At 35.3% G+C, this 22,437-nt stretch carries 21 protein-coding genes, 1 tRNA gene and 1 pseudogene; 19 read left to right on the top strand and 4 right to left on the bottom strand.

Translation table 11 applies throughout. The features are described 5' to 3' along the window. The first annotated feature begins 12 nt into the window (after positions 1-12). The 14 genes from IGJ53_RS11965 (at position 13) to IGJ53_RS11900 (ending at position 10,429) form a co-directional block, all read left to right on the top strand. Positions 13-636, top strand: a complete 624-nt coding sequence (locus IGJ53_RS11965; protein ID WP_438750303.1) for a hypothetical protein — start codon at positions 13-15, stop codon at positions 634-636. Positions 637-648: 12 nt separating this feature from the next. Continuing rightward, complete coding sequence (locus IGJ53_RS11960) at positions 649-1,011, top strand: hypothetical protein (protein WP_438750302.1); 363 nt, start codon at positions 649-651, stop codon at positions 1,009-1,011. After that, positions 1,004-1,117 carry a CD1375 family protein gene (locus IGJ53_RS11955; RefSeq protein WP_259741947.1) on the top strand — a complete coding sequence of 38 codons (114 nt, stop codon included), beginning with the start codon at positions 1,004-1,006 and terminating at the stop codon, positions 1,115-1,117. Before IGJ53_RS11960 ends, IGJ53_RS11955 begins: the two co-directional genes overlap by 8 nt. Before the next feature lie 34 nt (positions 1,118-1,151). Beyond that, positions 1,152-2,576, top strand: coding sequence for a BppU family phage baseplate upper protein (locus IGJ53_RS11950; RefSeq protein ID WP_438750299.1), 1,425 nt, complete (start codon positions 1,152-1,154; stop codon positions 2,574-2,576). A gap of 11 nt (positions 2,577-2,587) precedes the next feature. Next, complete coding sequence (locus IGJ53_RS11945; protein ID WP_438750297.1) at positions 2,588-2,920, top strand: hypothetical protein; 333 nt, start codon at positions 2,588-2,590, stop codon at positions 2,918-2,920. After that, on the top strand, positions 2,907-3,035 hold the full coding sequence (locus IGJ53_RS11940) for an XkdX family protein (protein ID WP_178243945.1): 129 nt from the start codon (positions 2,907-2,909) through the stop codon (positions 3,033-3,035). The genes IGJ53_RS11945 and IGJ53_RS11940 overlap by 14 nt, the downstream gene beginning before the upstream one ends. A 17-nt stretch (positions 3,036-3,052) precedes the next feature. Next, complete coding sequence (locus IGJ53_RS11935) at positions 3,053-3,334, top strand: hypothetical protein (RefSeq protein WP_369904026.1); 282 nt, start codon at positions 3,053-3,055, stop codon at positions 3,332-3,334. A 42-nt stretch (positions 3,335-3,376) separates the two neighbouring features. Then, positions 3,377-3,652: a phage holin family protein gene (locus IGJ53_RS11930; RefSeq protein ID WP_259741945.1), complete on the top strand. Its 276-nt coding sequence runs from the start codon at positions 3,377-3,379 to the stop codon at positions 3,650-3,652. Further along, positions 3,649-4,686: a GH25 family lysozyme gene (locus IGJ53_RS11925; RefSeq protein WP_438750294.1), complete on the top strand. Its 1,038-nt coding sequence runs from the start codon at positions 3,649-3,651 to the stop codon at positions 4,684-4,686. The genes IGJ53_RS11930 and IGJ53_RS11925 overlap by 4 nt, the downstream gene beginning before the upstream one ends. A 289-nt stretch (positions 4,687-4,975) precedes the next feature. Then, positions 4,976-5,049, top strand: a tRNA-Ile gene (locus tag IGJ53_RS11920). Positions 5,050-5,457: 408 nt separating this feature from the next. Next, entirely contained in the window at positions 5,458-6,351 is an 894-nt protein-coding gene (locus IGJ53_RS11915; RefSeq protein ID WP_438750292.1) for a DUF6731 family protein, read from the top strand. 18 nt (positions 6,352-6,369) lie between these two features. Continuing rightward, entirely contained in the window at positions 6,370-6,939 is a 570-nt protein-coding gene (locus tag IGJ53_RS11910) for a hypothetical protein (RefSeq protein WP_259741942.1), read from the top strand. A 1,516-nt stretch (positions 6,940-8,455) separates the two neighbouring features. After that, positions 8,456-9,145, top strand: a complete 690-nt coding sequence (locus tag IGJ53_RS11905) for a TVP38/TMEM64 family protein (RefSeq protein WP_002373125.1) — start codon at positions 8,456-8,458, stop codon at positions 9,143-9,145. 81 nt (positions 9,146-9,226) lie between these two features. Beyond that, complete coding sequence (locus IGJ53_RS11900; RefSeq protein ID WP_438750289.1) at positions 9,227-10,429, top strand: MFS transporter; 1,203 nt, start codon at positions 9,227-9,229, stop codon at positions 10,427-10,429. Between the two features lie 254 nt (positions 10,430-10,683). Here the strand turns inward: IGJ53_RS11900 and IGJ53_RS11895 are convergent. Further along, a pseudogene (locus IGJ53_RS11895) lies at positions 10,684-12,215 on the bottom strand (ABC-F family ATP-binding cassette domain-containing protein). Between the two features lie 233 nt (positions 12,216-12,448). On the opposite strand from IGJ53_RS11895, the gene nagB reads away from it, so the two are divergent. From nagB to IGJ53_RS11870, 5 genes are all read left to right on the top strand, one after another. Beyond that, positions 12,449-13,150: a glucosamine-6-phosphate deaminase gene (nagB, locus tag IGJ53_RS11890; protein WP_002287787.1), complete on the top strand. Its 702-nt coding sequence runs from the start codon at positions 12,449-12,451 to the stop codon at positions 13,148-13,150. 258 nt (positions 13,151-13,408) lie between these two features. Beyond that, positions 13,409-14,122: an MgtC/SapB family protein gene (locus IGJ53_RS11885; RefSeq protein WP_002290559.1), complete on the top strand. Its 714-nt coding sequence runs from the start codon at positions 13,409-13,411 to the stop codon at positions 14,120-14,122. 178 nt (positions 14,123-14,300) lie between these two features. Continuing rightward, positions 14,301-15,440 carry an AI-2E family transporter gene (locus IGJ53_RS11880; protein ID WP_259742337.1) on the top strand — a complete coding sequence of 380 codons (1,140 nt, stop codon included), beginning with the start codon at positions 14,301-14,303 and terminating at the stop codon, positions 15,438-15,440. 380 nt (positions 15,441-15,820) lie between these two features. After that, on the top strand, positions 15,821-17,557 hold the full coding sequence (locus tag IGJ53_RS11875) for a DUF2264 domain-containing protein (protein ID WP_259742336.1): 1,737 nt from the start codon (positions 15,821-15,823) through the stop codon (positions 17,555-17,557). Next, a complete protein-coding gene (locus IGJ53_RS11870; protein WP_010732889.1) occupies positions 17,544-18,377 on the top strand; it encodes a hypothetical protein in 834 nt (277 codons plus the stop codon). The genes IGJ53_RS11875 and IGJ53_RS11870 overlap by 14 nt, the downstream gene beginning before the upstream one ends. A gap of 126 nt (positions 18,378-18,503) precedes the next feature. Here the strand turns inward: IGJ53_RS11870 and IGJ53_RS11865 are convergent, their stop codons facing one another. From IGJ53_RS11865 to IGJ53_RS11855, 3 genes are all read right to left on the bottom strand, one after another. Then, complete coding sequence (locus IGJ53_RS11865) at positions 18,504-20,291, bottom strand: glycoside hydrolase family 35 protein (protein ID WP_259742335.1); 1,788 nt, start codon at positions 20,289-20,291, stop codon at positions 18,504-18,506. Positions 20,292-20,306: 15 nt separating this feature from the next. Further along, on the bottom strand, positions 20,307-21,470 hold the full coding sequence (locus IGJ53_RS11860) for a glycoside hydrolase family 88 protein (RefSeq protein WP_438750285.1): 1,164 nt from the start codon (positions 21,468-21,470) through the stop codon (positions 20,307-20,309). Positions 21,471-21,596: 126 nt separating this feature from the next. Beyond that, positions 21,597-22,304, bottom strand: a complete 708-nt coding sequence (locus IGJ53_RS11855) for a GntR family transcriptional regulator (protein WP_002290565.1) — start codon at positions 22,302-22,304, stop codon at positions 21,597-21,599. Between the last annotated feature and the right edge of the window lie 133 nt (positions 22,305-22,437).

Below are 22,437 nucleotides of genomic sequence, written 5' to 3'. Positions count from 1 at the left end.
GAGGGACAATAAATGTCGAGTATTTTAGGAAAAATTATTCAATTAACAGAGAACGGTGTGCCTAAATTTTTAAGAACACATGTCAATGCTATTGAAGGAAAAGAAGAATTAGTGCAAACTTCTGGCAATCAATCCATTGATGGCTTCAAGAATTTTTTGCAAACCCCAACTGTAAAAGGAATAAATCTTGCCAAAGAAATGTTTGGTGTGACGCTACAAGGAGGCCAACTATCCAAAGTACCTGTGGCAGATGGAACAACCTTAAAATGGGGAAATCTGTATGCTTATGATAATGAGCGGTCAAAAAATAATGATTTCTTTATTTTGTCATCTGATAATAAGACGTTGACTATTTTGAAACAATGTACGTTGAAATTTGATGGGAAGTTTTGTTGTCAAACAGAATATGCTAAGTATTATGCTTATTTAGGAATGAGAGTAAATGGAGCAGCTGATTGGAGAGTGGCAGGAATTGCTGGTGATTTGAATTGGAGAAATGATGTTGCTTGGTTTGTCGTGAGAAAATTTAATGCAGGAGACAAAGTTACTCTAGTCACAGGCACTAACTATACAAACAGTTCGGTACCTGCTTGGGGAGTAGATCAAGTTCATATACAAGAAGTAATCAGAGCATAGGAGGAAGAAAGTATGAAAACAATGTATGAATATTTTTATCCAGTAGGTGGGAGAGTTTTAGGAGAAGTACCAGATGACTATCCAGAAAATTTGCCTTGTACATCGGTACCACCATTACCAGATATTCCATTAGAACGTCAATTTTGGAATCCGAGTGAACAAAAATGGGAGGAAGTAGTCACGCAAGATTTCTCTAAAAAATTAGAATTGTTGGAAGAAATCCATCGTAAGACAGAACAACAACTTGAACAAGTACAAGAAGAAAATCAAGCTTTCAAAGAGAGTAGCGAAGCATTGAATAATCAAGTGACAGATTTACAAGTTGCAATGACGGAAATTTATGAGTCCAAATCAGGAGGTGTTCAAAATGGCTAATGTGTATGCTTCTTTAGTTCGCAAAGGTATAAAAAACATCGACGAAGTGCCAAAACAATTGAAAAAGCAAGTACAAGCAATTCTAGCTCAAGATGAAACTGAGTAGGATGGCTTTTTTATTAAGAAGGGAGGTGTAACGAATGGCATTTAAAAAAATCGGTCGAATGAAAGTCAATACAAAAGTAAAGGGCAGACATGGACAAGATACAGGATTTGTTTTTTATAGTTACGACAAAGGTTCTGCCGCATTAGAATTTTTGTTCCGTGATCAAGATTACAAAATTGTTGATCTCACCAATACCATATTTAAAATCTTACTGACTATCGAACAAGATGGCCAAGAAAAGAAATTCACTGCAATCGATAGTCAACCAGTTATCGATCATTCGGAAAGCGGAATTGTGACCTATCCACTGCCTGAACAATTGTTGAACTATGAAGGAGAAGTAAAAGGCTATGTATATCTTGATTTCGAAGATGGTTCGCACAGCGATGAATCAGCCTTCACTTTTACGATTATTCGTTCGAAGATTGACAGTGAAATCGAAGAAGCGAGTGAGATCTACATCAAAGACTTTGAACAAGTGAAAAAAGAAGTCTTTGAATTGGCTGAAAGAGAAAAAGAAGCCATCGAAGCCCTTCGTCCTTCTCTAGAGGGAAGTGTGCAACAATTGACTGAACAAGTTCAAACGCTTGGTCAAAAAGTAGAAGTTACACAAACAGAAACCAATCGATTATTGCAACTCATTGATGAAAATGAATTATTCACGAAAAAAGAATTGATTGAGGCATTTACAAAAGGTTATTTCGAGGTATCACGGTCACTTGATTTTAAAGGAAAAGTGGTCGGTAGTATGGTTGAAAATCCAAATATTGCTAGTCAAGTCAATTTTCTTTCTGAAAATAGGTTTGAAATGCCGACTCCTTACACGCGTTATCCTGAAGTTAATGCTTATCCAAGTGCAGTCAATGCAATTGGTTATGAAGCTCTACGTGGAACTAGAACATATAATTCTAGTTCATCTGGTTCTGATAATAATCCTAACTATCCTTATTTACGCATCCAATGGAATGTAGTGGAGGAAATCAAACGATGGTTAGGAGAAGATTACTATGAAGCATTAGGTACAAATATCTTAGAACAACAAGTTCAATTGACTGAAAAAGGGATAGTTTCGATCACTCCAAGTACCTATGGGTATGGTTATCATGGAACGGTAGCTGATAGTTGGAGTAACGGACAAGGAGGAATGGCTAGTCTATGGTATGACAATCATTTAGAACAATGGAAAGAATACCAAAGAAATACAAAACAAAGATTTCAAACAATGTCTGCTTCGGTTGTAAAAAATGGAAGTGAACAATTCTTAGATTCACAAGGACGAGTGAATATTCTCATGATGGGTGAAAAAGGGGCATATACTTCTTTATACTATGGAAAAACTACGTTGCAGTTTACTTATCGAATTTATTTGACAGATCTGCTTTATTACAAGAGAGACCCTACCATTGACCGAATGCAAACACAAATTCAACAATTATGGAATGAAGTATTTAAACATTAGGAGGAAGATTTATGAATGAAAATATGAAAGTTGTTTATAAAGTAGTCGGACAAAGTTATGAAGTCTGGTTTGCACCAAAAGAATCAACGACTTCACGACCATTTACAGAAGTAGAACCACCTAAAGGACCAGATGTGATGATTGCAGGTTTTGATTGGGAAAACAATCAGTGGATTTGGGTGAAAGGAGTTCCTTATGATCTGTATGTTCGCTCCAATCAGGTAGCAGCGAATACCATGAAAGAATTAACAAAACTGAAAAAAATGGTGGAAAGAATTCAAGATGTTGTATTTCCAAATGAGGTAGTAATTACAGAAGGAGGCGTGCCAAATGTATCCAAGTAAAGAAGATATTCAGTTTTTTTATGATTTAGGTGTGTATACAAAAGCGGACGTCATGAGCTATGTTGCACAAGGAAGTATTACAAAAGAAGAAGCGAAAGAGATTCTCACTGAATAGAAAGCAGGTGGGAAGATATGAAAGGCATTGATCAAGTATTTTCTAAGTTAGTCGCAATAGACGGGCTTATTTTTTTACCATTAACCATTATTTTAGTAGGGATTATCATTTTTGCTGCATGGCGGATGATCCTTTCCTATCGGAAAGAATTACAAGATGAGAGAAATAGTTCAAAACAAGATCGAAGAGATTTTTTAGCCACGTTGAATGAATTAAAAAATGGGTTTATGAATATGAGTTCTGATATGAAACGAATTGAAGACAAAGTAAATGAGATTGAAAAAGAAGTACGAAAGTGATTTTGTGCTTCTTTTTTATGCTCTGAAAGGAGGTGAAGATTGATGGAATCACTCTCAACGGAAATGATTCTTGCAATGTGTGGACTATATGTAGCAGGAAAAGTGTTAAAGGAAATTCCTAAGTTCCCTAACTGGGGAATTCCTTTGGCACTTACGGTTATTAGTTGTATTGGTACACCACTATTATTTGGTGGGTATACTGTATTTAACTTTTTTGTAGCCATTGTAGCGGTGGGAATTACAGTGTATGGCGATCAGTTATGGAAACAAACCAACCATGGAATCAAAGAATTAGATGAAGGAGAAGATGAAAAATGACATTGAAAGTAGTAGATTTATCGAATAATAACGGTTCAAAAAATATTAAAGATTATCCTGCAGATGCTTATATGTTTAAAGCAACGGAAGGGTGTAATTTTGTTGATCGCTATTGCGATCCGTTTGTTCAACAAGCTATCAAATCTGGAAAACCTTTTGGTGTGTATCATTTTATTGACGGTTCAAATTGGCAAGTTCAAACGGATTTCTTTATTAATAATGTTCAAGGTTACATTGGTAAAGGAATTCTCGTTTTAGATTATGAAATGTATGGACGGCAAGGAACAGGCGTTTTAAAACAAATGTTGGATCGTATCCAACAAAAAACAGGTATCAAAGCTTTAGTGTATACGTCCGCTTCTGTTTTATTTGAAGAGGATTTCTCAGAGATTGTTAAAGCTGATTATGGTCTATGGGTAGCAGCTTATCAAGCCCAATTTCCAGCTTTGAAACATTGGTCCAATGCTGCTATGTGGCAATATACTTCGACACCATATGACCAAAATACGTTTTATGGTGATCAAAATACTTGGAAAGCATATGCCACATCAGGTAAGTGTCAAACTTCAAGTAATCAAGTGAAAGTAGAATCAGTACAAGTACAGCAACCAAAACCACAAACACCTTCCGATCATGATAAAGCAGTAACAGCAAGTAAAGTAGTACATCAGGGAAATGCATATGGTAAGTTGGAACGATTCAAATTTGTTGGAAATAAAAAGGTGAATATTGCTGGTTGGCTAGTACCAGATAAACCAGATGGTCAAATTGGTAAGTATGCGGAAATCTTGATCATGGAACACGGTACTACAAAAGAAATTACTCGTGTTGCTTCGCCAGGAATCAAACGACCTGATGTGAAGAAAGCATATGGATACAAAGGTGGCGATGCTTTAGGTATGGATGTCACAGTGAATCTAGGATGGGTGAAAAAAGGCACGAAAATCGATGTCATTTTCCGTCGTTGTAATCAAGCAAATGGTGAAGGTGCAGTGAATGATGTTCGGATTAAGGATATTTATTTAACTTTATAAAATAAAATATCCTATTCTAGGAGCAGTATAGTACAATATAAATGTTATTTATAATATAAATAGAAATAATATGTGCAATACATGGATATTAATTCTATTGACTTAATAAAAAAATTTTTTATAAAATAAGCATGTTATCGCATTCATTCCATAGTCCATAAATACCGTTCGTTATTAAAAAGGTTTAACCACTCCACTCATTAGTGAATAATGATTGATGCGATAACAAGTGTGTTGTCACGAGTAATCAAACTATATTAGTCCTTTGACATTATCGTGACAACGACTTGTACCCTTAGTTCAGTTGGTCAGAGCAGACGGCTCATAACCGTCCGGTCGTAGGTTCGAGTCCTACAGGGTACATTAGATAATAATATTTATAGCTCAAAACTCACCAGATTTTATTTATGGGCGTTTTGAGCTTATTTATTTGCTTTTAATAATTAATTTTTAAATCATAAAATTATATGGCTTAGTATATGATTTGTTTATAAAAATATTACAATGTCAGTAAAACTAGATTCATAAAATAATGTTTTTATATCATAAACGTTTGAATTGAACTTACGTTCCCTCTATGTTAATATAATTATGTAATCCTCAATATTTATATTTGCCATTTGAAGCCTTAAGACTCTTGTTTTTAAGGTTTTCTTTTGCTTTAATTAAAGTGGCAATTATAATAAAGTGAGGAATATTTATGGCAAAACAAGTAATACGATTTAATTATTTTCATGTAAAATTGATTAATAATCAAAATGAAATGTTTGAATGGATATGAGAGATTTTATTGAATATATTATTGGAAATAAACATTCTTTTGATCCATCAGTAATACTTGGAGATGAAATTTCTGATTTAGAATGGAATAGTTGTGGTTACGATGAATTTAATGACTTATATTATATACAATTATCGAAACTACGTTCTAAGAATATTCCTTCTAGAAAAAGAGTAAATCATGATAAAATTCCATTAAATTTAGCTGATGACGAATTTTTAGGTGAATTTAATTTACTGATATTCGATCCAAAATTAAATATTTTAATAACTCAAGGAAACTTCTATGGATTAACAACTAAACAGATTACTATGACCTTAAGTAATCTCAGAATGAAATATAAAGATGCTATTGGTGAAAATGATGGTGATGTACCATATATAGTTAGTCTTGAACCAATAATTGATCAAACTGCAATTTCAAGAGTTAAGCATAACAATATTTATCGATCTATTACAATTAAGGGAGCTGATTATAAAGAAATTGCTAATGAAGACTTGGACACACAATTTATGGGAACTGCTATAGAAGCTCTAAACGAAATAAATGGAGTGAATTTTGAAATTACTGTTACTATGGCAAGAGCACCCAAACAGAAAAGTCTTGATGAGACAGAAACAAGAAAATTAATTGATGAAGTATTAGAATTAAGAGATAAAAATATCGATGTTTCAATGAATATAGCTTCTAGAAAAGATGAAGAAAATTCGATCGAATATATTGATTTGATAGCACCTAGGCTTACATCTAAGATTATCTTAGATGTTCAGAATAGGTCAACTATAGGTGCAGAATATATATTTAATGGTTTCAAAGAACAAAATTATTTTCATGAGAACGTCCATATGCAGAGAACAGTTATGAATATCTTGGCAAGAGAATAGGGATGGATGTGATATCCAATGCTTACAAAACATTTCAAATATATCAGGAAGGTAAGCAGAAAGCATTTTAATGACGTAAAAAAAGCGATAGAAAGAAAAGATTATTATTGGTTAGATAGAGTGAATGTAGTTCATAATGAATTAATACTTATTTTTTGTATAGTATTTTCAAGTTTTTATATGTGTGGAAAATTTCTTTCTATTAGAAATAGTATAAGTGATACTATCACTATTTCATCAATAATATTAGGAGTTATTGGTGTTTTAATTGGATTGTTAATAAGCATGAAAGAAGACTCTACTTTTTTTGTTAATGCAGCAAAAGTTGGTAAAGATGACTTTTTTTATAAAAGTTTAATGTTAAAATTAAGAAACGCGTTTCTTACTAATTTATTTTTCGTGGTTTTAACCTTAATGTTGAACTTAATTTTACCAGCAGTGAGTTTTTTGTTAAAAAGTACGTTTCTAATCTTTTGGTCCTATTTATTTCTTAAGACTTTATGGCAAGTTATGTACTTAATAATTTTAATAACTAAAATAATTACTTACGAACCGCCTAAGGAAAATAAGCTTAGAAAAAAAAGTTAAGTGTCTATCGAAAAAACTCACTCAACCATGGAAGAGTTTTTTTTCAATTAAATTTCTTTTTTTGCTATATTTATCACGTAAGTCAACCCACAACTAAACTATTACCACCCATCTTCGGGTGATATTTTTATATATTATATTAGGTATAACAAAATTGAATAGAATTTGTTTGCGTTTACATGCTATAATTGATTTGTGCTATAAAATCTCTTACTATGTTGTGTTCGCATTGTCTGCTTAAAATATATAGCACATAAATAAAAGTCGAAGTAAAGTAACTTGATCAACCCTACCCGATCTCCTAAGTTTTACTTCGACTTTTACTCCCTTTTATTATAAAGTTATTTAAAAAAGAGGTGATATTTTGAGTTTGTTTTTAACAATTCTATTCTTTGTTCTAGCATTTGTAGTTTTAATTTATGGGATAATAAAGAATAAGAAAATTCTCTTTCCTTTTATAACACTATCTATTTTAGGAACCTGTTTTTTTGTAAATTTTACAACGAATACTCTAGAGCTTGATGACGATGATATATTTGAAATAGAATGGAAATTTGATGATTAATCAATAGATTTATATAATCTTCCTCTAGATGGAAAAGATTATTATTAGAGTAATATCTGTAAAGAAACTTACAAATGGATATTTATTATTGAATTATCTTTATATGGTAATTTTTTCCTTATTTTAATTTCTATATGCAAAAAAAATAATAAAACATGAATTTTAATCATGATAAAATAAATTATGTCATCATATTATACAATCTGAACACCGTTTCCTTTTCTATTTCTGATGACATCAGTTTATGGCTACTCGAAAGAGTAGCTTTTTTAGTATTGATTTTTTGCAGGATGAGCTTATAATAATAATCGTAACAGCTGATGAATCAACTTTCCAATCCTTTTTACAACTCTAAAACAGCGAAGCGCCTTCGGGGGCTTCCTTTTTTATGCTATAATAAAATGTCGGCTCGTCGCTTCCACAGAGATTTTTGTGGAAGGAGGTGTATAATTTGTTTGAATTCACTTTAGAGCACGTGCTCTTGCCATTGTTAATTGGTTTAACTTTGGCATTGTTTAGTCATTGGCTAGATAAACATTAGAGCCGACATGGCGCTTACTGTTTCGCAGCGGTAAGTGTCTTTTTTTGAAAAAGAAAAAAACACAACGTATTCGCAGGTACGTTGTGTTTACGGTGTATATTTGTTTAAATTCACTTTCAATTATCATTATATCTGATAAATAAATTATGTCAATGGGAATGAAAAATGACCATACTTTGACCATACTATTTAGCAAAATATAGAAAATAATAGTAATCGAAAAACTATATACATGTTGATATTAAAGCAATCAGAGTTAACTAGAATTAACTGAGAACCACAAAAATAAAAACTGTTAAATAATTTTTTAACTATTTGAAAGCACTGAGATCCTATCTTGGATTTCGGTGCTTTTTTGTTTTTATGTTAAACTATTATTTAATGAATATAGATTTTTTTCAGGAGGAAATATGAAAAAGAAAGAAATCCGATTGATTTTAATCACGTTGGGAATCGTTCTGATACTGATGGTGGGTTATCGGTTGTATTTAGAATACCAGACAGATATACAATTATTTTTAAACCCTAGAGCAAGTAAGGAAGAGCTGCTTGCACATATTCGTTCTCATGGTTTTTCTGCATCGCTACTCTTGATTGTGTTGACAGCGGTGATGTGTGCTGTTCCGGGTATCCCTACTTCGGTTATTGGTGTCATTGCCGGATTGAGCTTTGGTCCGTTTATTGGGGCAGGTATCAATGTTTTAGGGAATGCTTTGGGCAATATCTCCGCTGTGTTTTTGATGCACCGATTGAAATTTTTAGATAAGAAAACCGAAACGAATCATTGGGTGCAATCCATTCGGCAAATGAAACATCCGAAAATAGGCGTAATGTTAGGTTACATGATACCGGTGATCCCATCTTCTATGGTCAATTTTGCTGCAGATGCGATGAAGTTGCCTCTTCAGCAAATCGTAATGTCGATCGTGATTGGAGTCATCCCTTCATCTGTGTTGTATGCGTGTGGGGGAGAAGCTCTGTTTCACGGATATAACAAAACTGCAGTCACGTTGGTTGCAAGTGTTACTGTGCTAGTAGGGTTAGTTGTCTTCATTTATAAAGATCGCAAGAAAAAACAAGGAAAACAAAGACAAAAATAATAACTGTGGCGAATAGTTGTATTTTTCTATTTCCAATCTTTTCCATAAGTTGTAAACTAAGATAGGAAATGGGGGAAATCAATGGAGAGTAAAGAAAAAACACCTTTAACAACATCGCTTATTTTATTATTATCAATCACTTGCGGCGTCGTTGTTGCCAATATGTATTACATCCAACCGATTGGAACAAAAGTAGCAGCTAGTTTATCTGTTAGCACAAGTGCAGTCGGGATATTAACAATGTTGACTCAGTTAGGCTATGCACTAGGGCTACTGTTTTTAGTTCCTTTAGGGGACGTGGTGGATCGTCCAAAATTAATTATACGAATGGCAGCGTTATCTGCTATCTCGCTGTTGGCCGCTTTTTTTGCGCCTTCGTTTGCGTTATTTGCATGCGCTTCTTTTTTAATAGGATTACTTTCGATCGTGCCGCAAATCATCATTCCTTACAGTGCGGTACTAGCGGGACCAAAAGCAAGAGGAAAAGTCATGGGAACATTGCTTAGCAGTTTACTCGTGGGGATTTTGCTTTCTCGGACGGTATCTGGTATTGTTGCCAGTCTTTTTTCTTGGCGGATGATCTATTTATTTGCTTTATGTGCCGTCGGGATTCTTACACTTCTGCTTTACTGGAAGATGCCGCGTTCTGTCCAGCAAAGTAGTACATCTGTTTCATACCTTGATTCACTCAAAAGTTTGCCGCATTTAGTTGCCTCTCAACGTTTATTAAGAGAAGCGGCAGTCAGCGGATTTTTTATGTTTGGCACATTTTCGATCTTTTGGTCTACGTTGATTTTTTATATCAGCAGTCCCGCTTACAATTGGGGGACTTTTGAAGCAGGGATATTAGCGATTTTTGGGTTGTCTGGAGCAGTCGCTGCACCTATCGTGGGACGACTGGCAGATTCTTATTCTGAAAGAAAAATTGTATATATGGGACTTGTTATGCAAACAATAAGTTTTATTGCTTTATTGGTTGGCGGAAGCCATTTGGCCATTTTGCTTTTAGCTATTATTTTATTAGACGTCGGGAATCAATTTGGTCAAGTCGCCAATCAAACACGAGTACAAGGACTAGGTGAAGCAGCAAGCAACCGAAATAATACTGTATTTATGTTTATGTACTTTATTGGAGGTGCGGTTGGTTCATTGCTAGGGACGACCATGTGGCAGCAGTATGGTTGGTTAGGTGTAACGGTTAGCGGACTTGTTTTTCAGGGATGTGCGTTTTTCTTTCAAACAGTTGTTTTTAAAGGAAAGAGAAATCTCAAAAATAAAAAATAGACGAAAAGAGGTTGTGAAAAAGCCGCTTGGTTTCGAGTATTAAGAAAAATTTTGTGAAAATGGCTTTCCACATTTTTGCATAAATTTGGCTTAATACCGAGAAACTGGCTTTTGAACACTGTTTATCGAGAGGTTGTAAAATCAGCGGTTTGAGCTAATACGAAGGTCAGCTAATTGAACACCATTTATTCAGAAGAAGGAGCTGTGACAAGACTTTTGTCACAGCTCCTTCTTGCCACTATTCAATCAAACATTTATTTCGGTTCAATCTCAATGACTCGTTGAACAAGATCTTGATAAAATTCTTGTTCATGAGAGACGATGATCACCGTTCCTGGAAATTTCTGAATGCCATCTTGTAAGCTTTCTTTCGTTTCTTGATCAATATGGTTCGTCGGTTCATCGAGAATCAGTAAATTACCTTGATTCATTGTCAACTGTGCAAGTTTCACCTTGGTTTGTTCTCCACCACTTAATGTAGTGAGAGGTTCGCTTGCTAATTGATTGACTAGTCCAGCTTTAGCTAATTGGCGACGTAATTCTTTGATAGTCGCTTTTGGAAATTGACTACTTAAGTATTGTAGTGGTGTTTCTAATGGATTTTCCCAGTATAGATCTTGTGAAAAGTAATTGATTTTTGTGTTATCTGGGAAGTGGAAATCGCCACTTATTTTTTCAATCTCACCAATCAATGTTTTTAACAAAGTAGATTTCCCAATCCCATTGAAGCCTCGAATGGCAATATTTTCACCAAACCGGATGGTCAAATTAATGGGTGCAAGTAGCGGTCGATCATAGCCGATGACTAAATCAGTTGTTTCCACTGCCAACGTCGTGACAATAGGAGAGAATGGAAAATCAAAGACAGCTTTACTTGCTGAAGCGGGAGGCGTCAGCCGTTCGATTTTATCTAATTGTTTTTGTCGGCTTTTTGCCATTGTTGATCGGGAACCGGCTTTGTATTTCCGAATATAAGCTTCGGTCTTTTCGATTTGTTTTTGTTGAGCATGATATTGGCGCAAATAGCTTTCGCGATTTTGTTCCTTTTGTTTCAATGCTTGTTTTAGATGACCAGTATACTTAGTAATCTTTCCAAACTCGATGTCTGCGATATGGGTGGTGATCTGATCAAGAAATTCTTGGTCATGGGAAATCACGATATACGCACCGTCAAAATCCTGAAGAAACTGCGTCAGCCATTGGATATGCTGATCATCTAAGTGATTGGTTGGTTCATCTAAGATCAGAACATCTGGGTTTTCTAAAAGTAGTTTTGCTAAAATCACCTTTGAACGTTGTCCACCACTTAGATTTTTCAACAGTGAATCTAAACCTAAGACATCGATTCCCAACCCGCTGCTCATCTCAGCAACTAAGGTGTCGATTTGATAAAACACTCCTTGGTCTAATTCCGTTTGGAGTTTCCCAGCTTTTTCCAGCAAGGAATCATCGAAGGTCTCGCTATATGTTTGGTAAAGAAAAGCAATTTTTTTTCCTTTTCGTATTCTTTTGCGTACGCAGTTTTTAGAAATTCTTCGATCGTTAATGTTTCATCGACTTCTACATATTGATCGAGGTAACCTTTATGAATATTTTTTTGCCAATGGATCTGTCCGTCATCTGGCAGGATCTCACCAGTGATGATTTTAATCAATGTACTTTTGCCGGCTCCGTTTTGTCCGATCAGCCCAAGATGTTCGCCAGCGTTTAATTGCAGATCGACTCCTTCATAGAGGATTTTATCGCCGAACTGCTGGGTGATGTTGTTTAATGTCAGTATACTCATAATAACTCCTTTTTCATAAAAAAACTGCAGACATAAAGCGTCCACAGTGAATCAATTGCTTGGTTTTCATGCAACATGGATTGTTTGATTGAACCATCTTATGAAACCTAACACGGATGCCCTTTTGTTGTCAAGAAAATGAAAAAAATAGAATTTGGTCTATACTGATTATTGTAAAAAGAAAAAAAGAATGCTATAATTGGGCTATACCAAAACACAAAGGAGCAATCACTATGGAAATCATTCGTGTAAAAAACGCTGAAGAAGGCGGAAAAAAAGCATTTGAAATCATCAAAGAAGGTATGAACAAAGGTGCAAAAGTATTAGGATTGGCAACAGGAAGCACACCAGTTACTTTATATAAAGAAATGACTTCAAGCGATTTGGATTTCAGTGAAATGACTTCTGTAAACTTAGATGAGTACGTTGGACTAGGTGGTTCAGATGAACAAAGCTACCGCCATTTCATGGATGTCCAATTATTTGATAAAAAACCATTCAAGGAAACATTTGTACCAGATGGGAAAGCAGAAGATCTGGAAGCAGCATGCAAAAAGTATGATCAAATCATCGATGCTCATCCAATCGATATCCAAATTTTAGGAATCGGGCAAAATGGACATATCGGTTTCAATGAACCTGGTGCTTCATTTGACGGAACAACTTCAGTAGTTGATTTGACAGAATCAACGATCAATGCAAACAAACGATTCTTTGATAAAGCAGAAGATGTACCAACAAAAGCTGTTTCAATGGGAATTGGCTCGATCATGAAAAGTAAAGAAATCGTCTTGATGGCGTTTGGCGAAAGCAAAGCTGATGCAATCAAAGGGATGATTGAAGGACCTGTAACGAATCATTTACCAGCAAGTGTATTGCAAAACCACGACAATGTCGTTGTGATCATCGATGAAGAAGCAGCAAGTAAATTGTAATTTTCAAAAGAGGCTGGGACAGAAGCGTTTAACTCCAAGAAATAAGAAGGAATTCACGAAAATTGCTTTTCAAATTTTTGTGAATTTCAGCTTATTTCCGAAGGAGTTGCTTCTGCTTCCGCCGTTTACACATGTTTAGAGCGTGAGACAAAAGTTTTTCTTTACTTTTGTCCCACGCTCTTTTTCGTAAGAGGTAAAAATTGCACTTTTTTTGTCTGCTCCTTTCAGACATGATATATTGGACTGGAGGGTGTTTAGATGAATGATATGGTATTGACAATTCCAGAGATTATTTTACGTTTAGGGATCGCTATGCTATTTGGCGGAGCAATCGGTTTTGAGCGACAATATAAAAATCGTCCAGCAGGGATGCGTACACATATTTTAGTTTGTATGGGAGCATGTATCATTGCATTGATCCAAGTCGAGATCGCTAGTGGAGCATTAAGAGATGCTTTAGCGTATCCACAGCTTGCTGGAACGATCCGTTCAGATGAAGCAAGGCTGATTGCTCAAGTAGTGAGTGGCGTCGGTTTCTTAGGTGCTGGAACGATCATCGTCACGAAACAATCGGTGACGGGACTTACGACTGCCGCTTCTTTATGGGCTATTGCCGGATTAGGGATCGCCATCGGCATGGGTTACTATTCCATTGCGATCATCAGTTTTATCGGGATTGCTATTGCACTCACAGTAGTGAAACGCGTGATCCATGTACCTACGACTAAAAAGTTAGAAATCCAATTTATCCATAGAAAAGAAACCAAAGATTTTCTTACCGATTATTTTGAAGAGAAAAATATCGTGATCGAAGATGTGAATTTTGATGTGAAATTCGTTGATGACTATCGTGTATATAAAAATATATATACGATCGATCTTCCTAAAGGACTCACTTATGCCGATGTGATCGAAGAGTTGTCTGTACACAAAAATATCACAAAGCTGCATTTAGTCAGTATTGCGCAATAAACGATCTGCCCAAAACGATTTTTATTTTGGGCGGATCGTGTTTTTTTTGAAGTACTCTTCTGATCAGTAAAATACCTTTCCTTTTTTATTTTGTTTTTTTTAAGCAAATGAAAATCTCAGCGCGTAATTCTTTGTTAAATGATAGAATAGAAGTATCAAAGGAACTTGGAGGAGATGTATGCAATCACGTTTTAAACAATCAAAATTATTTTTCTGGACAGTGGAGCTAGTACTCACGATCGTCGGCGTGTATTTCATTTTACAAATGCCGAATATTTTTAGTCCAATATTGAGAATGCTTTCGGCTATTTTTTTGCCGTTGCTTGTTGCTGGTTTTATCTATTATATGTTCGATCCAATCGTTGTTTTTCTCGAAAAGCATCGGATTCCGAGAGTGTTCGGATTTTTATTGACATTTTTGGTCGTAATCATTTTAGTTGTTTTGACTGTCATGAATGTAGTGCCTCAGTTAGTGGAGCAGACGATTCAATTGACTCAGAGCCTGCCAATCTATGCAGATGAAACAAGCAAATGGTTAAATGAATTGGCGCAGCGAGAAGAGTTTAAAAATTTCAATTTGGAAGAACAATTAGCATCAGCGAATTTATCTCTCAGTAATTTGTTCAATATCATATTGGTCAGTTTATCTGCAAGTGTCACTAAAATCATTTCATTCATGATGCAATTTTTTATTTTGTTATTTACCGTTCCATTTATTTTGCTGTTTATGTTCAAGGATGGACACAAATTTATTGATGCGTTGTCTCATTTCTTTCCGAAAGCGATTCGTAAAGAGTTGCGCCAAACAGTGAAAGAATTAAATGAAACATTGTCTGCCTATATCAGCAGTACGATCTTAGATGCTTTGATTATTGGTGTGATGAGCTTTTTGGCAATGAGAATATTCAATCAGCCTTATAGCTTATTGCTTGCGGTCATTTGCGGCATCACGAATATTATCCCATATGTCGGCCCTTTTATTGGAGCAGTACCAGCAATCATTGTCGGTTTGTTTATCTCTCCATTTCAAGCTTTGTACATGGCGTTGTCGATTTTAGTGATCCAGCAATTAGATGGAAATTTGATCAAGCCGTTGTTGTTTGGGAAATCAATGAATATCCACCCACTGACAATCATCTTGGTATTGATTGGAGCAGGAAGTGTCGCAGGAATATTAGGCATGCTGATTTGTATACCTGTCTATGCAGTGATTAAGACGATAATCTTAAATATTCGGAAAATCTATTTATTGAGAAGAATGGAACATGTTTCTGAAAAGTTAGATAGTCCAAAAGTGCTGGAAGAAACAAGTGAATAAGCCTATTTAAAAAGGGATCTTAGCGTTCATTTTATTTAGATGTATGCTGAGATTCTTATTTATATGATCCAGTTGATGCTTTTTTATAACCTAACCGATCCGTCCTAGTTAGGGTGGACGAATTAGCAAATCATAGGGTAAATATTGTTTACTGGAAATGGCTCAAAGGTATATTAAATTTCTTTCATTTTAAATAGAGTAAGTAAAACGAAGAAATCACAAGAAATGCTTCCAAGAGAAAACAATACTAAGTGTGCTAACATATTAAGTTTTGATTATCCTGTTTTCTCACTCATTTCATTTTCATCTCACTCAGAAGTCTCTCCTGAAACCGATTTTCTACCATGGTATCCTAAAGAAAAAGAATTCGGAGGGTTGTCATGAATCAATTAAAACAAAATTTATTTTTGACGCGGCGTGATTTCGAAGAAGCACTAGAGGAGATGATTCTGCCTTTAAAACAGGGACTATTCAATAGTGAAAAACCAGGAGTACGTCTAGGGAGTAGCGGCGCTGTTTATGACGAGAAGAGAGCAGAAATGGAGGCATTTATTCGTCCATTATGGGGACTGGCACCTTATTGGATGAATAATGGGACGAAAGATGAGTTGAAAGACGTCTATCGAAAGAAAATCTTGAAAGGGATGAATCCAAAAGATTCATTTTATTGGGGAGATATTGACGATTATGATCAATATATCGTAGAAATGGCAGCGTTATCTTTGAATCTGTTATTGAATCGAAACTATTTCTTTGATGAACTGTCAGGCACTTCCAAACAACAGTTGATTCATTGGCTAAAACAAGCCTTAGATAAAAAAATACCTAAAAATAATTGGACATTTTTCAAAATTTTGATCCGAATTGCTTTAAAACATTGTGGTGAATCATTAGATAAAGAAAAAATAGAAGCAGAATTACGCTTTATTGATACGATGTATGTAGGAAAAGGCTGGTATATCGACGGTAAATCTTCGCAAAAAGATTACTATGTTCCTTTTGCTTTTCATTATTATGGATTGATTTTTGCCAAGTTAATGAAAGACGACTTTCCTGAATGGTCAGAAAAATTCATCGATCGTGCAAAAGAGTTTACGAAGGACTATATTTATTATTTCGATTTCGATGGAGAAGCGTTACCTTATGGACGAAGTCTCATCTATCGATTTGCACAAGGTGCTTTTTTTTCTGCATTGATTTTTGCAGAAGTGGAAGCAATCCCTTGGGGTCAGATAAAGACGCTTCTTTCCAACCATATGAAGCAGTGGATGACACACGATATCTTTACTTATGACGGACGGCTATCCATTGGGTATCATTATGAGAACCTGGTGATGGCAGAAGGTTATAACGCACCGGGGTCTCCCTATTGGGCATTAAAAGTATTTTTGTTACTAGCAACAAAAAAAGAACATCCGTATTGGAAAGCCAAACCTGAACCAGTCAATACCAAAGAGAAAAGATTGATTGATAATGGAAATATGCTTTTGTGTCAGGCAAAAGAAGGAAAACATGTACTTGGTTATCCATATGGTTTGATGATCGATGGCCAAGCGCATGCCCCAGCGAAGTATAGTAAGTTTGTCTACTCTACTAAATTCGGCTTTAGTGTGCCAAAAGCGGGAATCACATATGGAGAAGGGGCATTTGATAATACATTAGCTCTTTCAAGAGACGGTGAATATTTCAGGACAAAGAAAAAGGTACGAAGTAGTGAAGCAACAGAGACTTCTGTTATGTATGAATGGCAACCATTCCAAGAAGTGCTGATCCAAACAGAAATTTACCCATTTGGTGAATGGCATGTTCGATTCCATGAGATATATACGACGATTCCTTTAGAGATAAGAGAAGGCGGATTTAGTCTTTTGGTAAAAGAACCAGAAATAACTTTGTCGAAAGACTGTGCAAAAATAAAAGAAACGCATGTGTCTCAAATCATTGCAATCGAGGGGTATGAAGAAGCAGGTATTCAGGTGCTAGAACCAAATACTTCTGTATTCTTTTCAAGAACCAATCTTCCCTATTTGAAAAAGAAAATCGAACCTGGTACCCATCGCTTTATTTGTTTAGTTGGCGGAATAATAAATGGAGGAGAAAAAAATGATCCAAATTGATCTAAAAAATAAAAATAATCAAGTAGTTATTGGCAAAATCGATCACGAGAAAAAAGAAACCGCATTTTCTGCAAATGGAGAAGAAATAGCAGTTTTAGCAATCAAAAATCACACATATGAAGTAGGAGACAAACTGGTCATAACGAAAGAGAAAAATGATCACTATTTTGTTGTGCAATTAGATGAAACATTGGCACCAACACTTCTTTATATTCCAGAGAAGAAATGGGAATATGTGATTCCGCTAGAAGAAACGAAAGCTTCAGTAGAGACGGGATTTCGTTCAAAAAGACATCACATATATGTTCGTAAAGCCTATGATTTTGAAGTGGAAAGCTATCGGAATGTATCTACAAACCCTCATGATCAAAAATTGATCAGTGGAGCATATCCACATGCATATGCTAATGTAGAGACGAGAAATGATGTGACTTTTTTTGCTAAAAATGCGATTGACGGAAAGTTTGGTAATCGCTCACATGGATCCTATCCATTTACTTCTTGGGGAATCAATCAGCAAAAAGATGCAACTTTGACGATCGACTTTGGACGCTCAATCCAAACCAATCGAGTAAATCTTTTGTTTCGAGGAGATTATCCACATGATAGCTATTGGACAGAAGTTTCTATTTGTTTTTCTGATGGAGAAACAATAAAAGTAGCAACAACAGATACGCTTGAATTTCAATCGTTTTACTTTCCCGAAAAAATGACGAGTTCAGTTACTTTGAAAAATTTGAAAAAAGCAGAAGATACGTCACCATTCCCAGCATTAACACAAATTGAGATTTTCGGACGAGAAGTAATCACTTGTACTTGATTAAGAGAAATAATGATAGAAAAGCTATTCACTATAAAAGGGAATCCGTTTTGAAAATCGAACAATGATTTTCGTAGGACTCCCTTTTTATATAAGCTAATTTACAGGATGATTATTTTGGATCGTTCATGACAAATCTTTTTTTATTGGTTGATCTGAAAAAATCAATGTATCAATTGATATACCTTCTGTTTCAAAAATAACCACTTCATTTCTGCCTTTTTTTAGTACATCTTTTGGACAATATAGTGATAAAATAGGCCCATGATTCCAGTACCTCCCGAGATTGAATCCGTTGACGATGACGACTCCCTTACCATATAAAGAACAATCGATATAAGTATCTGCTTCTTCAGCAAGATCAAATTCAAATTGATAAAAAGAAGGCTGTGACGGGTCTTTGCCAGCGGAATAGTCGATTTTATCTAGTTGAGCTTGTTCGAAAGTCAACGGGTAATGGCGGTATCCAAGATGGAAATGGATATCTTGCATGACACCATTGCGAATCCCTTTTGATTGGGAGGGACTATTCAATTTTGCACCGTAATTGACTCTTCCTAAATTCTCAACTAGAACATCTAATGCGATAGTGGGCTGATTTTTTTGTCCTTCAATCATCATTTCATCACCCAGTGTTTCTTGTGTTTGCGTTTGATCGTATTTGCCGTCAATATATATTTGTGCACGATCGTTTGTTTCGATTAAACGTAGTTTATTTTTATGTCCGTAATTTTTTAAGGTAAGTGAATATAATAAATAGCCGTAGCCATTGCTTGCTTGTTCCATTGTCAAAGGGTAATCTGTTTTGATTTCTTCACAGATCTGTTCTTTTATATGAAATAGAGAAACGCTTCTATTTACCGGATAAGTCCCTAGATTTTTTAACGTTTTTGTTCGGGGCTCTGCTTGCCAAACAGATGGACAAACTTCTTTGATGACCTGTTGAACTGCATAATATTTCTCAGTAGGTTGTCCAGCTTCGTTTAATAGTGCATCGTAATCATAGCTTGTGATTTGCGGAAGATCTGTATTGCCTCGAGCAGAACACCCATTATAAAAACCAAAATTTGTTCCCCCGTGGAACATATAAAGATTCAAGGAACCAATTTCTAACATCTCTTTTACTTCAGTTGCTAATTCTTCGGGATCACGCGTAATGATAGGTTCTCCCCATCGATTAAACCATCCATCCCAATACTCCATACACATGATCGGCCAATTTTTTTGATGATTCTGCATAAATTCTTTTAAGACCTGCGCATTTTCTTTTGAGTGGCTTCCAAAATTACCAGTCACAAAAATGTCTTCATCAATTAATGTACCAGCATCTAACACCTCTAGCCAAGCACCATCGGAGGTAAATAAAGGAACATCAATCGAATGTGCAAGCATCAATTCTTTTGTTTGGCGTAAATAAGATTTTTCCATTCCGTAAGAACCGTATTCATTTTCGAGCTGCATCATGATGACTGGACCACCTTGTGTGATCTGAAGAGGTGCAAGTTTTGGTAGAAGTACTTGATAATAATTTTTCAATTTTTCCATAAATCGAGGATCGGTAGAACGTACTCTTATATCAGGTTCTTTCAATAACCAAGCAGGTAATCCACCAAATTCCCATTCAGCGCAAATGTAGGCACAAGGACGTAAAATTACCATCAAGTCTAATTCTTGAGCAATTTTTACAAATTGAACGACATCTTTGAATCCGGAAAAATCAAAGGAACCTTCTTGTGGTTCGTGAAGATTCCACGGAATATAAGTTTCAACCGTATTTGCTCCTAGTGCTTTTAAATTATATAAACTGTGCTCCCATTGAGAAGGGGGTATTCTGAAATAATGGATTGCCCCACTAATGATTTTTGTAGGAATACCGTCGACTAAAAATTCGTCTTTTATTTTAAATGTTTGCATGTCTATTCATTCTCCTTACCAGTAAGTGTTCCATTCAGGATTTGCTAAACGCATAAGCGCTTCTAAATAAAAGTAGTCGCCCCATAGATTTGGCTCATCGACTCCTTTTCCTTCCGCATGAGCATAAACGCCATGTAAAAGAATTCCTTCATTTTCTGGATCATTTTTAGCAGTATAGTGTGTTCCTAATTGATAAATCATTCCTTTTGCTATTTCTTTTGCTTCAGGATACGCTTCCATTTTTTCTGCTTCTAATAATCCACATGCAGCAATCGCTAGAGAAGAACTGTCTTTATCTGATGGAAAATCATCATTGAAATCAAAATCCCAGTAAGGTACAAGATCTTGAGGTAAATGTTCTAAGAAAACATCGACGATTGCTTTGTAGTTCAACGGAAAAGGAACAGAATGCAAGTATCGCTCGTTTAGTGGAATCCCTAAAATCGCCCAACTTTGCCCTCTAGCCCAGATCGACTCATCACTATGACCTTGATGCGTTGCACCATGTGTTGGAATTCCTGTGTTTGAGTCAAAGTAATAGGTATGGAAAGTCGTGGCATCTTCACGAATCACAGTATGCAACAATGTCTGGTAATGCTTGAAAGCCACTTCTTTATAATGTAGGTCATTAGAAAGCGTACATGCTTGGAACAACAAAGGAAGGTTGATCAAAGAATCAATAATCAAACGGTATTCGAGAGGATCACCGGATGCTCCCCAAGCTTGAATAAAATTCCCTTTGTTCTGAAATCTTGCCACTAAAATATTTGCAGCTTGTAAGAGCGATTCTTTACACAACTGACTATCCACGACTTTATACCCGGCTCCAGCGGATAAACTATAAAGAAAACCGATATCATGATGATCAAGGACGAAGTGTTGGTCTAAGCGTTTTTGAAAGCTATGGATATTTTCCATTGCACGTACTAGAAATTTCTCTTCTTTTGTCCATTCATAAGATAACCAAAGCATTCCCGTCCAAAAACCATTTGTCCAATCATCATTTTTTTTGATTCGATATTTTCCGTTTGTTGCACAAGCTGAAGGGAAATCTAACCCGAAACGAACCATATTTTTTTTGATACGCATCAGGCACCATTCAAATTGTTCATCCAACCAATTTTTATCTACAAATGTTCCCAATTCAATCAACATTTCCTTTTTTTGTTGAATATTCATAGCTACCTCCTCTTAAAATGTTAACATATTAACTTAAAAGTAGTATAACGTATTTAGAAAAAAAAAGCGAGTATTCAAGAGGATTTAAAAAAGTTTCTTAGAAGAGAGCAAACAAAAAAGTGAAAGCTATTCCGCTTCCACTTCAATTTTTGTTTTAAAGTATTTCCAATGTTTATAACTGATGATATATTCTGCTACACTTTGATCTGCTAAGTAAGAGTGTTTGATTTGTTGTACAACAGGTTCTCGGAAACTTAGATTCAATAGATTAAGTAGTTCTGCATGCTCTGGGAAAACAATTTCATTTGTTTCCACAGAAGCAAGGGAAAAAAGATCAATCCCAAAATCTTTACGAACTTTTTCGTATATACTTGAATAGACAGAAATATCTTTTGCTATTGGTTCTTTCACTAATTTTTTTGGTAAGTGAGTGATGTGGACCAAAAAGGGTGTGTCTTCAAAGAAACGAACACGTTTAATTTTATAGTAAGAAGCATTTGCTGGTAAGCCTAATTCCTTTAAAATATCCATTTCATTTTCTTCCTCAATCGAGAGTACTTTAACTTTTTCTTTATCTAAAGAATGTAGTTCGATATCAGAGAATTTCACACTTTGAGAAACTTTTGATTTTGAAACGAATGTTCCTTTTCCTTGGATACGATAGAGATAGCCTGCAGCAGTCAGCTCATTGAGAGCCTTGACTGCAGTAATTGAACTAACAGAATATTTCCGTTTGATATCTGCTTCTGAGTAAAATTTATCACCAGGAATAAAGTGGTGGTTTTTGATTTCTTCAAGTAAGTCTTGCTTGATTTGCTCGTATTTAGGAATCATACTAGAAGTCTTCCTTTCTTTCATCATCATTATCTAATAGGATAACATGTTAACATATCCAAATCAATTAAAACCCATGAAGTCTGCTATTGCAGAAGTAAATAAAATTATGACGGTAGATGAATTTAGTGGA

It is taken from the genome of Enterococcus sp. DIV1283b (assembly GCF_051710965.1).
Classification (GTDB): Bacteria; Bacillota; Bacilli; order Lactobacillales; family Enterococcaceae; genus Enterococcus_B; species Enterococcus_B lactis.
Note: the sequence above shows the minus strand (reverse complement) of the source record. Positions and strands in the feature narration are given on the sequence as shown.